This window comes from Streptomyces sp. NPDC031479 (assembly GCF_055581065.1).
Window position 1 is genome coordinate 168,752 of the sequence record NZ_JBVIKC010000010.1, and the last position, 15,735, is coordinate 184,486.

General features: G+C 73.3%; 14 protein-coding genes. 6 read left to right on the forward strand and 8 right to left on the reverse strand.

Annotated features, from left to right (window positions below; translation table 11 throughout):
• The first annotated feature begins 62 nt into the window (after nt 1–62).
• Nucleotides 63–2,129 (forward strand): SpoIIE family protein phosphatase, encoded by a 2,067-nt coding sequence (locus ACZ5D2_RS14435; RefSeq protein ID WP_468929255.1) that lies wholly within the window; start codon nt 63–65, stop codon nt 2,127–2,129.
• A 26-nt stretch (nt 2,130–2,155) separates the two neighbouring features.
• Here ACZ5D2_RS14435 and ACZ5D2_RS14440 read toward each other — a convergent pair whose 3' ends face one another.
• From ACZ5D2_RS14440 to ACZ5D2_RS14455, 4 genes are all read right to left on the reverse strand, one after another.
• Nucleotides 2,156–2,986 carry a DUF4328 domain-containing protein gene (locus ACZ5D2_RS14440; protein WP_371680074.1) on the reverse strand — a complete coding sequence of 277 codons (831 nt, stop codon included), beginning with the start codon at nt 2,984–2,986 and terminating at the stop codon, nt 2,156–2,158.
• Between the two features lie 140 nt (nt 2,987–3,126).
• Nucleotides 3,127–5,115 carry an ABC transporter permease gene (locus ACZ5D2_RS14445; RefSeq protein ID WP_468929259.1) on the reverse strand — a complete coding sequence of 663 codons (1,989 nt, stop codon included), beginning with the start codon at nt 5,113–5,115 and terminating at the stop codon, nt 3,127–3,129.
• A 136-nt stretch (nt 5,116–5,251) separates the two neighbouring features.
• Nucleotides 5,252–6,067, reverse strand: coding sequence for a molybdate ABC transporter substrate-binding protein (modA, locus tag ACZ5D2_RS14450; RefSeq protein WP_371680076.1), 816 nt, complete (start codon nt 6,065–6,067; stop codon nt 5,252–5,254).
• Between the two features lie 122 nt (nt 6,068–6,189).
• The gene (locus tag ACZ5D2_RS14455) at nt 6,190–6,585 is read right to left on the reverse strand and encodes a TOBE domain-containing protein (RefSeq protein ID WP_371680077.1); all 396 of its coding nucleotides are present in this window, start codon (nt 6,583–6,585) and stop codon (nt 6,190–6,192) included.
• 134 nt (nt 6,586–6,719) lie between these two features.
• On the opposite strand from ACZ5D2_RS14455, the gene ACZ5D2_RS14460 reads away from it, so the two are divergent.
• Complete coding sequence (locus ACZ5D2_RS14460; RefSeq protein ID WP_356210172.1) at nt 6,720–7,127, forward strand: RNA-binding S4 domain-containing protein; 408 nt, start codon at nt 6,720–6,722, stop codon at nt 7,125–7,127.
• Nucleotides 7,128–7,353: 226 nt separating this feature from the next.
• Here the strand turns inward: ACZ5D2_RS14460 and ACZ5D2_RS14465 are convergent, their stop codons facing one another.
• The 4 genes from ACZ5D2_RS14465 to ACZ5D2_RS14480 all read right to left on the reverse strand — a co-directional run bounded on the left by ACZ5D2_RS14465 (nt 7,354) and on the right by ACZ5D2_RS14480 (nt 9,792).
• Nucleotides 7,354–7,761: a PTS-dependent dihydroxyacetone kinase phosphotransferase subunit DhaM gene (locus ACZ5D2_RS14465; RefSeq protein WP_371680078.1), complete on the reverse strand. Its 408-nt coding sequence runs from the start codon at nt 7,759–7,761 to the stop codon at nt 7,354–7,356.
• Nucleotides 7,758–8,384 (reverse strand): dihydroxyacetone kinase subunit DhaL, encoded by a 627-nt coding sequence (gene dhaL, locus ACZ5D2_RS14470; RefSeq protein ID WP_371680079.1) that lies wholly within the window; start codon nt 8,382–8,384, stop codon nt 7,758–7,760. Before dhaL ends, ACZ5D2_RS14465 begins: the two co-directional genes overlap by 4 nt.
• 62 nt (nt 8,385–8,446) lie before the next feature.
• A complete protein-coding gene (gene dhaK, locus ACZ5D2_RS14475) occupies nt 8,447–9,451 on the reverse strand; it encodes a dihydroxyacetone kinase subunit DhaK (protein WP_468929266.1) in 1,005 nt (334 codons plus the stop codon).
• Nucleotides 9,448–9,792: a hypothetical protein gene (locus tag ACZ5D2_RS14480; RefSeq protein ID WP_468929269.1), complete on the reverse strand. Its 345-nt coding sequence runs from the start codon at nt 9,790–9,792 to the stop codon at nt 9,448–9,450. Before ACZ5D2_RS14480 ends, dhaK begins: the two co-directional genes overlap by 4 nt.
• A 469-nt stretch (nt 9,793–10,261) precedes the next feature.
• Between ACZ5D2_RS14480 and ACZ5D2_RS14485 the strand changes: the two genes are divergently transcribed.
• The 4 genes from ACZ5D2_RS14485 (at nt 10,262) to ACZ5D2_RS14500 (ending at nt 15,658) form a co-directional block, all read left to right on the forward strand.
• Entirely contained in the window at nt 10,262–11,194 is a 933-nt protein-coding gene (locus tag ACZ5D2_RS14485; RefSeq protein WP_468929272.1) for a terpene synthase family protein, read from the forward strand.
• A 14-nt stretch (nt 11,195–11,208) separates the two neighbouring features.
• Nucleotides 11,209–12,561 (forward strand): cytochrome P450, encoded by a 1,353-nt coding sequence (locus ACZ5D2_RS14490; protein ID WP_371680083.1) that lies wholly within the window; start codon nt 11,209–11,211, stop codon nt 12,559–12,561.
• A gap of 275 nt (nt 12,562–12,836) precedes the next feature.
• A complete protein-coding gene (locus ACZ5D2_RS14495) occupies nt 12,837–13,553 on the forward strand; it encodes an AAA family ATPase (RefSeq protein WP_468929275.1) in 717 nt (238 codons plus the stop codon).
• Nucleotides 13,442–15,658, forward strand: a complete 2,217-nt coding sequence (locus tag ACZ5D2_RS14500; RefSeq protein WP_468929278.1) for an ATP-binding protein — start codon at nt 13,442–13,444, stop codon at nt 15,656–15,658. Before ACZ5D2_RS14495 ends, ACZ5D2_RS14500 begins: the two co-directional genes overlap by 112 nt.
• Nucleotides 15,659–15,735: the final 77 nt, after the last annotated feature.

A 15,735-nucleotide genomic window follows, 5' to 3' on the forward strand; every position in this document is an offset into this window, starting at 1 on the left:
CCGCACCGCGGCGCGACTTGAGACGGCATGCCGGGGACGGGGGACAGTGAGACCCTGGCTGCATGGACCAGCGGGGACGGACCCACGAGGTCGACTGGCCCGCGCGGCCGGATCTGAGCCTCGCGCTCAATCGCATGGGCACCTTCGACTGGGACCTCGAAAGCGGCCGCATGCATCTGGACGCCACCGCTCTGGAGGTCCTCGACCTGCCCGCCGAGGAGTTCGCCGGAACGCCCGAGGCACTGCTCGCCCGCGTCCTGCCCGACGAGAGGGCCCGGTTGGAGCACCGCGTCGAGAACGCCCTGCGGGACGGGCGCAGCCACTACGGGGCCTACTTCCGCACCCTGCGCCACGACGGCGGCACCGCGTGGACCCACGTCCAGGGGCACGTCCTGCGGGATCCGCGGGGCCGCCCGTACCGGATCATCGGCATCCTCCGCGACGCCGCCGCGGACCCCAACGAGCCGGGCGCCTCCGGGAACGGGGACGAGGGACGCCGGCGGATGACCGGGGTCGTCGAGCGGACCACCGCGATCCTCGCGCACGCCCGCACCGTCAACGACGTGACCGACGTCCTCAAGGACCCCGAGGCCCTCGGCCACCTCGGCGCCGTCAGCGTCATGCTCGGGATCGTCGACGGCGCCCGCATCCACCTGGTCGCCGAAGGGCAGCTCGGCTCGTACGTCCCCGAGATCGAGTACACGCGGATCGACGCGCAGTTCCCCATGAGCGAGGCCGTACGGACCCTGCAGCCGGTTTTCATCGCCTCGCGGGAGCAGTTCCAGCGCGGCTATCCGCGACTGTGGCCGTACATCGAGCCGCTCGCCGTGCGCAGCGGCGTCTACCTCCCGCTGATCGCCCAGGGGCGGCCCGTCGGCGCCCTCGGCCTGCTGTACCAGCGGGAAGGGGACTTCACCGCGGAGGAGCGCAACGTCCTGGTCGCCCTCGGCAGCGGCATCGCGCAGAGCCTCCAGCGGGCGATCCTCTTCGAGCAGGAGCACGACCTCGCCGAAGGCCTCCAGCGGGCCATGCTGCCCCGCCGCATCCCGGACGTGCCGGGCGCGCTGATCGCCGTCCGGTACCGGGCGGCGCGGATGGGGCGCGACATCGGCGGCGACTGGTACGACGTGGTCCCGCTCGGCGGCGGCCGGGTCGGGGTGATGATCGGCGACGTCGAGGGCCACGACACGGACGCGGCGGCCGTCATGGGCCAGCTCCGGATCGTGTTCCGCGCCTACGTCATGGAGGGCCACACCCCCGGTACGGCGATGGCGCGCGCCTCCGCCTTCCTGCGGGACCTGGCCACCGAACGCTTCGCCACCTGCACCTATGCCGAGGTGGACCTGAACACCGGAACCCTCCACCTGGTCCGGGCCGGCCACCTGGACCCGGTCGTCCGGCGCGGCGACGGCACCTGCCACCGCGTCCAGGTGGCGGGCGGGCTGCCGCTCGGCCTGCCCCCGCGCGAGCAGGCGGGCACCGGCTCCGGCTACCCGGTCACCAGCCTGGAACTGCACCCCGGGGACACCCTGCTGCTCTGCACCGACGGGCTGCTCGAACGGTCCGGCGGTGACCTGGAGACCGGGATGCGGGAGTTCATGGAGGCGGCCCGCGACGGTCCCGTCGACGTCGAGGAACTGGCCGACGTCCTGTGCGACCTCGTCGGGGACGCGGGCGGCGGGGACGACATGGCCCTGCTCCTGCTGCGCCGGCGCGGCACCCCCGCCCCGCGCGGTGGCGGCCCGTTGCACCAGCGCCTCGTTCCCGGGGATCCCGACAGCCTGGTGATGGGCCGTCACCTGATCCGGGCGGCGGTGGCCGCCTGGGGGGCCCGGGAGCGCGCCGACGAGATCGAGCTGGTGGCGGACGAGCTGATGACCAACGCCCTCGTGCACACCGACGGCGGCGGCCTGGTCAGTCTGCGGCTGACGGCCGAGGGCCGGATCCGGATCGAGGTCGAGGACTTCAGCAGCGCCCTGCCGCGCCGCCGCGAGGCCGACGACTGGGCGGTGTCGGGCCGCGGCCTGATGCTGGTGGAACGGCTCGCGGAGGGCTGGGGCGTGGAGCCCCGGGGCGGCGGGAAGTGCGTGTGGTGCGAGTTCGCCGTTCCGCGGGGGGACGGGCGCTGACGGCGCCCGTCCCGAGGCGGTCCGGCTCAGGCGGCGGCGTACGGCCCCTGCACGGCCTTCACGTTCTGCAGGGCCGTCAGCCTGAGCACGAAGACGATGCCCAGCCCGGCCGCGGCCACGGTGGTCAGACCGGCGAACGCGCCCAGGGCGGACGCGGTGCGCAGGGCCTGCGGGGTGTCCGCCCGGCTGCCGAGCAGCGTGGCCGTCGTGTCGAGGACCCGGGAGAGGACCCAGAGGATCCACCACGAGGTCAGCGGCACCGTGGAGACCCGCCGGAAGGAGCCGTCCGGGCCCAGCTGCACGCTCGCCGCCCAGGTCTGCGCCGCGACCCGGTAGGGGAGGAAGAGGTTGCCGAAGGGGATGAACCAGGCCCCCACGGCCCAGCCCGCGGACCGGGTGAAGGCACCCGGGTTGAAGATCCCGCCGTTGGTCCGCACCCGGTGGAACCAGATGACGAAGACGACCGCCGTGGCCAGCAGCGTCAGGCCCTGGAAGCCGCCGGTGAGGGTGGTGAGCAGGTCCGCGCCTTCGAGGGTGTGCTGCTGCACCGCGAAGGGATCGGCCTGTACGTCCTTCATCAGCGACCACGTGTACAGGTCGGCGACGCACCCCAGCAGGGCGGCGACGGCCGCCGCGCAGAGCAGCACCGTCACGGCCGTCGCGAGGCCCCGCGGGGAACGCAGCACGGGGGCGGCCGGCTGCGGGGTGGGGTAGGCGGGGTGGGCAGGGGCCGGGTAGGACGGGGAGGGGAACGCCGGTCCCGGTGGCCCGGGGTACTCCGGTCGTGGGGCGGCCCCGTACGGCGGCTGCCCCGGCGGAGGCGGGGGCGGCGGCGAGCCGGGCGCGCTGAAGGACATGACGGAGGACCCCCCACGGGTACGGACGGCAACGGCAGGAGCGGGCCGGCCCGCTGACGGGCCGGCCGGGCAGGGTCGAACATATGTCAGCCCGTCTCCCGCGTCCAAAGGGATGCGCGAGGACGCGGGGCGGGCCGTCCCTACAGGCGTACGAGGGTGACCTCGGTCGCCTTCACGCTCGTCCAGACCGCGGTGCCGTCGGCCAGACCCAGTTCGGCGGCCGCCTCCGGAGTGACCTCCGCGACCAGGTCGGGGACCTCGGCGGACCCCACGAGGACGCGCAGCCGGCTGCCGACCGCGGTGATCTCCCGTATGGTGCCGGGCCAGACGTTGCGCGGACTGCCGCCGGGGCGCTCCCGGTGTACCGACACCGCCTCCGGTGCGATGATCGCCAGCGCCTCCGCCCCTTCGGGCAGGGCCTCCGCCACCACGAGCCGCCCGCCCGGGCCGAGCGCGAGCCCGTCGGCGGAGGCGGTGCCGGGCCAGGCGTTGCGGCCCAGCATCCGGGCCACCCAGGGCGAGCGCGGCCGGCGGGTCACCTCGGCCGGGGCCCCGTCCTGCAGGGTGCGCCCGTCGGAGAGGACGAGGACCCGGTCGGCCAGCGACACCGCCTCCACGGGATCGTGGGTGACGATCAGACAGACACCGTCGAAGCCCGCCAGGTGCGCGCGCAGGGTGTGCCGCACGTGGGCCCGGGTGGTCTGGTCGAGGGCGGCGAGGGGCTCGTCGAGCAGCAGCAGCCGGGGACGGGCGGCGAGCGCCCGCGCGAGGGCCACCCGCTGGGCCTGCCCCCCGGACAGCTGGGCCGGCTTGCGCCGGGCGAGGTGGCCGACGCCGAGCCGGTCCAGCCAGGCCTGCGCCTCGCGGCGGGCCGCGGCGCGGCCGGCCCCGCGGGCGCGCAGCCCGTACGCGGTGTTGGCGAGGGCCGTCAGATGGGGGAACAGCGCCCCGTCCTGCGGCACCCAGGCCACCTGGCGCCGGTGCGGGGGCAGGGCGGTGACGTCGGTGTCCCCGAGGCGCAGCCGGGCATGGGCGCGCGGGGTCAGTCCGAGCAGGGCCCGCAGCAGGGTGGTCTTGCCGGCGCCGTTCTCGCCGACGACGGCGATGGTGGTGCCCGGTCCGGCGTCCAGGGTCAGCTCGTTGAAGCCGGTCACCTCGGCGTGCAGGGGCCATCCGCCGCCCTCGGCCCGCGCGGCCTCACCGCGGGGAGCGGGAGCGGGAGCGGGTGAGGGTGCGGCGGCGGCGGATCCGTCGGACGGGGGCGCGTCCTGCCCCGGGGCGGACGGCGCGCGCTCCTCGGCCGGCCGCCCCGCCCCGGCGTCCTTCGCGGCGACCGGGGTGGCGGTCCAGCGTCCGCGCAGGGCGATGAGCACGCCCATGGCGATGGCGAGCAGCAGCAGCGACACCGAGGTGGCGGCCTCCGGCTTGTCCTGGAGCAGCAGGTACACCTGGAGGGGAAGCGTCTGGGTGGTGCCGGGCAGGTTGCCCGCGAAGGTGATGGTCGCGCCGAACTCGCCCAGCGCGCGGGCCCAGGTGAGGGCCGCCCCGGCCACCAGACCGGGGGCCACCATGGGCAGGGTCACGGTGAAGAACACCCGGACCGGCGGGGCGCCGAGGGAGGCGGCCGTCTCCTCGTAGCTCTGCTTGAGCCCGCCGAGCGCGCCCTCCAGGCTGATCACCAGGAAGGGCATCGCCACGAACGTGGCCGCGACGACGGCACCGGAGGTGTGGAACGGCAGGGTGACGCCGAAGGTGTCCTCCAGCCAGGGGCCGAGGAGTCCGCGCCGCCCGAAGCCCAGCAGCAGGGCCACACCGCCGACGGTCGGCGGCAGCACCATGGGCAGCAGCACCAGCGAGCGCACCAGGGCCTTGCCCTTGAAGGGGACCCGGGCCAGCAGCCAGGCGAGCGGCACGCCGAGCAGCAGGGAGAGGCCGAGCGCCCACAGCGACACCACCAGCGACAGCTGCAGCGCCTCGACGACGCCGGGGCTGGTGAGGTGGGTACCGAGTTCGCCCCACTGCGTACGGGAGAGGATCCCGATCAGCGGCAGCAGCAGGAACGCGACGGCGAGCAGCGCGGGCAGCGCGAGTGCCAGCGGAGGCCGGGTGCGGGTGCGGAGTCTGCTCATCGGGTTCCTGGTCGAAGCGGCGCGAGGCGGGAAGGCCTGACGGGGGGAAAGGACGGGGACGGGGGGCCTTCTGCGGGCACGGACAAGGGGCTGCCCGTCCCCCCGGACCGGGCAGCCCCTTCGAACGTCGGGCCGGTTACGCCTTCTGGAAGCCGGCGTCCTGGAGGATCTTCTGGGCCTCCGGGGTGCTCAGCCAGGCCACGAACGCGGCCGCGGCCTCGCTGTTCTTGGACTGCTTGAGCGTCGCGGCCGGGTAGGAGGCCACGGCGTTCTGGTCGTCCGGGATGTCGACGGTGACGACCTTGTCACCGGACTTGGCGGAGTCCGTCTTGTAGACGAGACCGGCGTCGGCCTCGCCCAGCTCGACCTTGGAGAGGACGGCGCGGACGTTCGCCTCCTGGGAGACCGGCTTCACCTCGATCTTCTGGGCGTCGAGGATCTGCTTGCTGTAGCGGCCGACGGGGACCTCGGGCGCCGCCAGGACGACCTTGATCTTGGAGTCGGCGAGGTCCTTCAGCTCGTCGATCTTGAACGGGTTGTCCTTGCCCGCCGCGATGACGAGACGGTTCTTCGCGATGACCGCGGCGTCGTTGGTCTCGCCCTTGAGGCCGTCCATCGTCTTGGTGTCGGCGGTGACCAGGGCATCGGCCGGGGCGCCCTGCTTCACCTGCGCGGCCAGCTCCTGCGAACCGGCGAAGGAGAAGGTGATCTTCGTTCCGGGGTGGGACTTCTGGTACGCCTCACCGGCGGTCTTGAAGACGTCGGTGAGGGAGGAGGCGGCGAGGACGGTGAGGTTCACGTTCTTGGCCGGGGCCGCGGCCGGGGCCGAGGCGGACGGGGAGCCTGCGGCGCCGTCCTTCTTCTCGGCGTCGCTGCCACAGGCGGACAGCGGGACGAGCAGGGCGGCGGTCAGCGCGGCTGCGGCCGCGCGGCGGTTCAGGGTCGGGTACACGGTTCGGGCTCCTCGGTCGGGTCGGCGGCCGGCCGGGTGCCGGGACCGCGTGGTGGTGACCCGCGCCGGTGACGGGCGGAGCGGGTGGGGACGAGCGGTGGGAATGGGCTGCGGCGCGTGGATCAGGTGCGGTCGATGTGCACGCTGGTGGACTTCACGCGGGCGGTGGCCTGCATGCCGACCTCCAGACCCAGTTCCTCGACGGCCTCGCGGGTGAGCAGGGAGACCAGGCGGTGGGGACCGGCCTGGATCTCCACCTGGGCGGCCACGTCGCCGAGTTTGACGGCGGTGACGATCCCGGGGAAGGCGTTGCGCGCGGAGGTGTAGGGCTCTCCGTCCTCGGCGTGGGCGCCCTGCCCCACCTCGACGGAGAAGACCGCGAGGTCACGGCCGTTGATCAGACGACGGCCGCCCTCGTCGCGATGGGTCGCGACCCGGCCGGCGTCGGCCCAGCGGCGCGCCGTGTCCGGGCTGACGCCCAGCAGACGTGCCGCCTGTCCGATGGTGTAGGACTGCATGGGCGACAAGGTAGGGGCACTTCTGGCGCATTTGCAATTCGTTTGGGGCGATCTCCGTCGCAGATGCCATCCCCATTGTGTTATCCGCCAAATCTCATTCCGCTTCCCGGCCTTCCGATCGCTAAAGTCTGGGCATGGCTGATGCAGACGCGAGGACGACGGGTTCGACGGATGCGGGCGGTACGGCGAGGGTGGACGCCTGGATGTGGTCGGTGCGCCTGACCAAGACCCGGTCGGTCGCCGCCACCGCCTGCCGGGCGGGCCACGTCAAGGTCAACGGGGAGCGCGCGAAGCCCGCGCAGAGCGTGCGCGCGGGGGACGAGGTGCGGCTCTACCACGCGGGGCGCGAGCGCGTCGTCGTGGTTCGGCGGCCGGTGACCAAGCGGGTCGGGGCTCCCGTCGCGGCGGAGTGCTTCATCGACAACAGCCCGCCGCCGCCCACTCCGGTGGAGGCGGCCGTGGTCGGCATCCGCGACCGCGGGGCGGGCCGCCCGACCAAGCGCGAGCGCCGCGAGATCGAAACCCTGCGCGGGCGCCCGTAGCCATCCGGCGGCGGACCCGGTGGTGGGGCCCGGCAGCGCGTCCCCGGGGCCGGGGCCGGGGCTCGGCGGGCCCGCCGGGCGGCCGGGTCCGCCGGCCCCGGGGACGTCCGCGTGAGTTCCGCGCGTGCCCGGTCCGCCCGTGAGCCCGGTTCCGCCCCGCCCCGCCCGGTTCGGGGGCGGGAGCGCGTGCGGGAGCCCGTCCGGACCGGGGGCGGACCGCGCAGGATCAGGCCTTGCGGTAGTCGTACGCCTCGGCGGCGGCCGCGACCACCGCGTCCAGCGGGGCGCCCGCGGAGGCGGCCACCACCGCCGCCACCGCCCCCTCCAGGAAGGGGGCGTCCGCCAGCCGGGATCCGGCGGGCAGTTCCTCGTCCTCCAACAGGGCCTTGACCGTCAGCACCGAGCTGCCCAGGTCGGTCAGGAGTGCCACCCCCGCCCCCTGGTCCACCGACGCCGCGGCCGCCAGGATCAGCTCCGCGCTCGTCCCCAGCCCGCCGTCGACGGCGCCGCCCGCCGGGGCCACCGGAGCCACCGCTCCGCCCGCGGCCAGCCCGCGGGCCAGCTCCGCCACCGACTCCGCGACCGCGGCGCTGTGGGAGACCAGCACGATCCCGACCACCGGCCCGCCGCTCATGCCGCACCGCCCGTGTCGCCGGTGCCCCCGGCGGCGTCGGCCAGCGCGCGCAGCAGCAGCGCCGACGAGGTGGCGCCCGGGTCCTGGTGCCCGATGCTGCGCTCCCCGAGGTAACTGGCCCGGCCCTTGCGCGCGAGCATCGGCGTGGTCGCCTCCGCGCCGTTCTCGGCCGCGTCCGCGGCGTCGCCGTAGGAGGCGGCGAGGGCCGCGACCCCCGGTACCAGCGCGTCCAGCATGGTCTTGTCGCCCGGTGCCGCCCCGCCGAGCCGGGCCACCGCGCCCACCCCCGCGTCCAGCGCCCCGCGCACCTGCTCGTCGGAGACCTCGGCGGCCTCCCCGAGCTCCTTGCCACTGCTGCGCAGCAGTGTCCCGTACAGCGGACCGGAGGCGCCGCCGACGGTGGAGATCAGCGTCCGCCCGGCCAGTTGCAGCAGCGCGCCCGGCGGGGCCGCCGCGTCGGCCCCGGCCAGCGCCGCGCGGACGGCGACGAACCCCCGCAGCATGTTGCTCCCGTGATCGGCGTCCCCGATGGGGGAGTCCAGCTCCGTCAGCCGGTCCGCCTCCCGCTCCACGGACGCCGCGGCGGCGTCCAACCAGCGTCGGAAGAAGTCTGCGTCACGCACCGGATCTCCTCGTCTCGCACCCGCTCGGACGGTCCCACCGCCACCCTACGGTCACCCGCGTCTCAGCGGCCCCAGCGCAGCGCGGCGGTCTGCACCGGCGCGTCCCACAGGCGCAGCAGCTCGTCGTCGGCCCGGCACAGGGTCACCGAACAGCCCGCCATGTCGAGCGAGGTCACGTAGTTGCCGACGAGGGACCGTGCCACCGGCACGCCGCGGGCCTCCAGCACCCGGGCCACCTCCGCGTGGAACCCGTACAGCTCCAGCAGCGGGGTCGCCCCCATCCCGTTGACCAGGGCCAGTACCGGCGCGTCCGCCGGGCCCGACTGCGCCAGGTCCTCCAGTACGGCGCCCACCGCGAACTCCGCGATCTCCCGGGAGGTCATCATCGCGCGCCGTTCCCGGCCGGGCTCCCCGTGGATGCCGATGCCCAACTCCAGCTCCCCGTCGGGGAGGTCGAAGGTCGGGCTGCCCTTGGCGGGGGTGGTGCAGGCGCTGAGCGCCACTCCGAAGCTGCGCGAGGACGCGTTGACCTGACGGGCGATCGTCGCGACCCGGTCCAGCGGGGCGCCCTCCTCGGCGGCCGCTCCGGCGATCTTCTCGACGAAGAGGGTGCCACCGGTGCCGCGCCGGCCCGCCGTGTAGAGGCTGTCCGTGACGGCCACGTCGTCGTCGACCAGGACCTGTTCGACCCGCAGGCCGTCGTCCTCGGCCAGTTCCGCGGCCATCCGGAAGTTGAGCACGTCGCCGGTGTAGTTCTTCACGACGAACAGCACGCCCTGCCCGGAGTCGACGGCGCCGGCCGCGCGCAGCATCTGGTCCGGCACCGGCGAGGTGAAGACCTCCCCGGGGCAGGCGGCCGACAGCATCCCGTACCCGACGAAGCCGCCGTGCAGGGGTTCGTGCCCGGAGCCGCCGCCGGACACCAGTCCGACCCGCCCGCCCTCGCGGGCGTCGCGGCGTACGACGAGCCGGTTCTCGACGTCCACGTCCAGTTCGGGATGTGCGGCCGCCATTCCGCGCAGGGCGTCGGCGACCACGGTGTCCGCGGTGTTGATCAGCATCCTCATGGTTCTCTCCCGGTGAGGTCGACGGTGTTCTCCACGACCGCCCGGCCCTTGCCGCCGCCGGGGGCGACGACCTCGATCAGGTGGTGGTCGAGGTGGCCCGTGATCATGGCTGCCATGAGGGAGGGGTACTCGCGCTGCAGGTCGGGGGCGAGTCCGCGGTCCCCGGGCACCTCCAGTACAGTCCTGTCACCTTGCTCCGGCAATGCGCAGGCGGACCGGACCGTGCGGACGAGGACCTCGAACCGCTCCCCGTCGAGGCGGTCCCGCAAGCCGTCCAGGCATGTTCCCGGGACGTCCGCCCCCCGGTCGTCGTCCGGATCCGGCGGTCGGTATCCGATCACGTTCCCACCTCTCCCGGGCGGCCGTGTCCACTCGCAGTGTAGGCCGCGGGCCCCGCCCGGCGCGGGGTATGCCGTTCGCATATTCCGCACGAATACACTTTCGGTATTTTCCGGATGAATTCATCTTCTCCTCTCGTCCTACATTGACAGTGCGCTGCGACCTGCGAGTTAATTAGTTCAACGGTGGCCTGATGTGGTCGTGTGTCGGCGGGATCTGGTCGCTCCATGACCGGTTCATTTCGGCAGCCACAGCCGGTCGCCGCGACAATGCCGCAGCAGAAGGGGTGTCTTCACGCGATCGCGACCGTCGCGATCGTTCAGGTGAGCGGGTATTGGCGAATCGGACTCTTTCATGGGGGGATCAATGGCCCAGCTCGATTCTTTCTCTGTTCCTGATTTTCACCTTCCCTTCGGGAATTCCAAACATCCCCTGGCCGCCCGCGCGAACGCCGAGGCCGTCACATGGGCGGTGCGCCACGAACTCGTCACCGATGCCGTGGACCAATTCGCGGGCATCGGGTTCGGTCATCTCGCCGGCCGGGTGAGCGGTGAGGTGCCGTACGAAACGGTCGTCCTGCTCGCCGAATGGATGGCGTGGTCGTTCGTTCTGGACGACCAGCACGACCACCTCATCAGGACGGGTGAGGTCGCCGCCTGGCGGCCGGTGGCCGACGCGATAACCGAGCACCTGGCGACGGGATCGGGCGGGGGCGCGCGGGCCCGCCGCAACCCGCTGGTGAAGGGGTTCGTCGACGTGTGCGACCGGATCCTGGACGGGATGCCCGAGGGGCCCGCGGCCCGCTACCGGGCCCATGTCCCGCTCATGCTGGGTTCCTTGGACCAGGAGGCCGGCAACCGCGGGGGCGAGGGCCGCCCGTCGGTCCGGGACTACATCCTGATGCGCCGTCACAGCTCGCAGATACTGCCGATGATGGACATGGTGGAGGCGGGGCTCGGCCTGGACGTGCCGCAGCGCATCCACGACCTGCCCGAGTACCGGGCGCTCGTCGCGAGCGCCCTGGACGTCATCTCCTGGGGCAACGACGTGTTCTCCCTCCCCAAGGAGCACTCCTGCGGGGACAACAACAACCTCGTCTCCCTCATCGCCGCCTGGGAGGGCTGCTCGCTCTCCGCGGCGGTCCGGGCGGTCGAGGTCCGCATCCAGGACCGGATCGAGGAGTACCTCGCCGGGGAGAGGCTGCTGACCGAGGCCCTGGACGCCCGCGGCGAGACCGATCCCGGGGTGCGCGACGCGGTCTCCCGGTGCGTGCGCAGCTACGAGGACTGGATCATCGGCGCGGATCTGTGGCAGCGTTACGAGTGCACGCGGTACAGCGACGAACGGTTCGCGGCCGGGCTGGAGTCTGCGTACACCCGCCCCGGCCTGGTCTCGGTGGCATGACAGGGAGTCGGTCCATGGCACAGGCGGAGCAGCCCGGCTCTGTGGTCCCCGCACCCGTGGCTCCGGGGCGGTTACCGCTCCTGGGCCACGCGGTGCAGCTGTGGCGGCGGCCGATCGCCTTCCTGGAGTCCCTGCGGGAGCACGGGGAGGTCGTGCGCCTCGACATCGGCACCTGGCCCGTGTTCGTCCTCACGAGCCCGGAGCACGTCCACGACGTGCTCGTCCAGCAGGCGCAGCGGTTCGGGCGCGGCCGGGTCTTCGAGCGGCTGCGCCCCATGTTCGGCAACGGCATCGTCACCACCGACGGGGACTTCCACCGCAAGCAGCGCCGGATGATGCAGCCGGCCTTCCACCGCAACCACATATCCGAGTACGCCGAGGTGATGGGCCGCCAGGCCACGGCGATGTCCTCGTCGTGGACGTCCGGCCGCGAGGTCTCGATGGTCACCGAGACCCGCCGCTACGCCCTCTCCTCGGTCGCCGAGATGATCTTCTCGGGGGACCTGAGCCGGCCCGCCGTGGAGGAGGTCCACCGCTCGCTGCCCATCGTCCTGGAGGGCATGCTCGTACGCGCGGTCATGCCCAAGTCACTGGACCGGCTGCCCATTCCGCTCAACCGGAGGTTCGACTCCGCCGCCGCGCGGCTGCGCGGGATCATCGACCAGGTGATCGCGCAGTACGGGTCCGACGGCGAGGAGCGGCACGACCTGCTGTCGCTGCTGCTGTCGAGCGTGGACGCCGAGACGGGCGCGGGGATGACTCCCGAGCAGGTGCGCGACGAGGTGATCGCCATCATGTTCGCCGGTACGGAGACCTCGGCGACCACCCTGGCCTGGACCTTCCACGAACTCGGCCGGCACCCCGAGGTGCAGGAGCGGCTGCGGGCCGAGGTCGACGAGGTGGTGGGCGAGGGCCCGGTCCGCGCCGAGGACCTGGCGCGGCTGACGTACGCGCACGACGTGTTCCAGGAGGCGCTGCGCCTGCATTCGCCCCTGCTCTTCACCCGGCGCGCCCTCGCCCCGCTCACGCTCGGCGGGGTCGCCATTCCGGCCGGGGCCGAACTGGCCTACAGCCCGTACGCGCTGCACCGTGACCCCGCCCTCTTCCCGGACCCCACGGTCTTCGACCCGGACCGCTGGCGCAAGGACGCGGGGGAACGGCCGCGCGACCACCGGTACGTCCCGTTCGGGGCGGGTCAGCACAAGTGCATCGGCGACACGTTCGCGGTGGCGGAGATCCTGACGGCCCTGGCCACCGTGTCGTCACGCTGGCACCTGACCCCGGCCCCGGGCGTCACGGTGCGTGAGGTTCCGGCGGGCATTCCCCAGCCGAGTGAACTCCCGATGATTCCTATAGCCCGGCGTTGACGAAATCCGATCGTTCTTGTTCGTTTCTAGACGGATTTACGTCAAATGCTGAGCATCACACCGCAATGAAGCCGACCGATAGTACAGCATTGTCCCCGTAAGAGTGGCGAGATGCCTCAATATTAAGTTTAAGCAGCAACATCTCGCCCCCGGGGCCGTACACTCGGCCGCACGCGCAGGAGGGGGCAGGAATGTCACATGTCACGGAACCGAGAGGGTGGGCCCCCGCGCCCCTCCTCGAGCGGGAATCCGAAATTCTGGCGATCCATCGCGCGGTGGACGAACTCTTCGGTGTCTCGGACACCGGTTCGCCCACCCGCCGCGGAGGCGTCCTGACCTTCGCCGGGTCGGGCGGCATAGGCAAGACCACCCTGCTGGGCGAGGCCCGTCGGCACGCCGCCGACCGCGGCTGCACCGTGCTCTTCGCACGGGGCGGCGAGCAGGAGAAGCAGGTCCCGTTCCACGTCATGCGCCAGCTGATCCAGCCGACGTTCGCCGCCCTGAGCGAGCAGGAGCGGCTCGACGTCCTCGGCAGCTGGCACGGCATCGTCGCCCCGGCACTCGGCCTGACGGCCTCCGCCAAGGGCCGTACGGCGCCCGACCCCCAAGGCGTCCGGGACGGCCTGGACTGGGTCGTGACGCATTTAGCGGTACGCAGCGGCGCGCCCGTCGTCCTGATCCTCGACGACGCGCACTGGGCCGACGCCGAATCCCTGGCGTGGCTGGCCGCCTTCGCGGCGCGGGCCGAGGAGCTGGCCATGCTGATCATGGTGGCCTGCCGGCCCGACGAGATCCCTTCGGACGCCGCCCCGCTGCGCGCCCTGATGGGGGCCGCCAGGGGACCCGCCCGCACGAACTGGCCCCGCTCACCACGAGCGCCGTGGCCCGCATCGTGCGCGAGGCCCTCGGCGAGAGCGCCGACGACGTGTTCTGCCGGGAATGCTGGGCGATCACCGGAGGCAACCCCTTCGAGGTCGTCGAACTGGGCATGAAGGGCCGCGACCGCGGTCTCAAACCGCACCAGGACAACATCCCCCAGCTGCGCGACCTGGCCTCCGCCGTCAAGGGCAGCGGCCTGATCGAGCGCCTCGAACAGCTCGGGCCCTCCACCGTCCGGCTGGCCTGGGCCGCCGCCGTCCTCGGCAACGCGGTCCCGGTCGGCATCGTCGGGGGCGTCGCGGCGCTCGGCGAGGCACAGGCCGCCGACGCCATCGACCAGCTGCACAACGCGCGCATCCTCACCGTCCTGACCAGCGTGCAGCGCAAGGAGGTCGTGGAGTTCTTCCACCCCCTCATCGCCACCGCCGTCTACCGCTCGATCCCGCCCGGCGTGCGCGTCGGCATGCACGGGATGGCCGCACAGGCCCTGGTCGACGACGGGCACGGCCCCACGGCCGCGGCCCGCCACCTGCTGGAGATGCACCCCGAGGGCGACCCCTGGGTGGTGCAGCAGCTGCGCCGGGCCGCGCGGGAGAGCTTCTCCGCGGGAGCGCCCGACGCCGCGCGGCGCTACCTGGCGCGGGCACTGCGCGAACCGCCCGAGGCCGAACACCGGGCCGGGGTGCTCTTCGAACTCGGCTCCGCCAACCTCCTGCACGACCCGGTGACCACCATCAACCAGCTCAGGACGGCACTGGAGGAACCCAGTACCGCGCCGGAGCTCCGTGAGGCGATCACGTACCGGCTCGCCCAGGCCCTCGGCCACACCGGGCAGCTGGCGCAGGCCGCCGAACTCCTCGCGGAGGAGGCCCGGCACGCGACGAGCTCCCGCACCCGGCTGCGCATGCAGGCCGAACAGTTCAAGTGGAACTCCGTCCGGGTCGACGAGGAGAACTCGCCCGCCCGGTCCCGGCTGCTCGTCCAGTTCGCGAAGCGGATCGTCGGCCGGGGCCTGGCCGAGCGGCACATCCTGGGCCTGCGCGCCTGGGACGCCGCCCTGCGCGGCGAACCCGTCGCCACCGCCCTGGACTACGCGGAGCAGGCGCTGGACGGAGGAATGAGCTGGACCGACCAGGACTTCGGTTTCGAGGTCCCGGCCGTCGTGGCTCTCACCCTCATGTACTGCGACCAGCCGGGCCGCGCCGAGGAACTCTTCAACACCGCCATCGTGGAGTTCGAGGCGAAGGGCTGGCGCGGCGCCCACCTGTCGTTCGTCTACACGCTGCTCGGCTACATCCGTTACCGGCGCGGACGCCTCGCGGAGGCCGAGGACTTCGTCCGCAGCGGCCTGCAGATCGCCGACCGCATCGGGCACGACATCCCGGCCCAGTGGTACGCGATCGGCACCCTCATCGAGACGCTGCTCGCCCGCGGGAACGTCGCCGAGGCCCGGCAGGTCGCCCGCACCTACAAGCTGGCCGACGGATTTCCCCCGGCGGTCGTCTACCCAGACCCGCAAGCCGTGTGGGGCAAGCTGCTCCTGGCCCAGGGCCGCATCGAGGAGGCGGAGCACCACCTGTCCGCCGCCGGGAAGCGGCTCGACCTGCGCGGCACGCGGAACCCGTCGTGGAGCCCCTGGCAGCTCGACCTGGCCCTCGCCCAGCTCACGCACGACACCGAACTGGCCGCCGCCACGGCGGCCGAAGCGGTCGTGCGCGCCCGCGCGTTCGGAGCGTCCAGCGTGATCGGCCACGCCCTGCGCGTCGCGGCGGCGGCATCCGAGCCCGCCCGTGCCGCGGTCCTGCTCAAGGAGGCCGTGGACCACCTCGACCAGTCCCCGGCCGCCGCCGAACTGGCGCACGCGCTGATCGACCACGGGACGGCCCTGCACACCCTGGGCGACCCGCACCAGGCGGCGCAGCAGCTCTACCGGGGCATGGAAACCGCCGCCGCCTGCGGTGCGGAGGTCCTGGTGGACCGGGCCCGTGCCCAGCTCGCCTCGGCCGGGCTGCGTCCCCGCCGGCTGTACACCTCAGAGCAGGACAGTCTGACGGTCGCCGAGCACGCGGCGGCGCGCCATGCCGCCCGGGGCCTGGACAACGCGGCGATCGCCAAGGAGTTGCAGGCCGACCCCCGGGCGGTACCGGAACTGCTGTCCGCGGTCTTCACCAAACTGGGCACCGACCGGCTCGGACTGGGCCGGGCCCTCCGGGACTGACCGGGGGCCGGGACCACCGGCCGGCCGCAAGGGGAGGGCGGGCCGCCGCGACACGCGCGCGGCGGCCCGCCGACCCC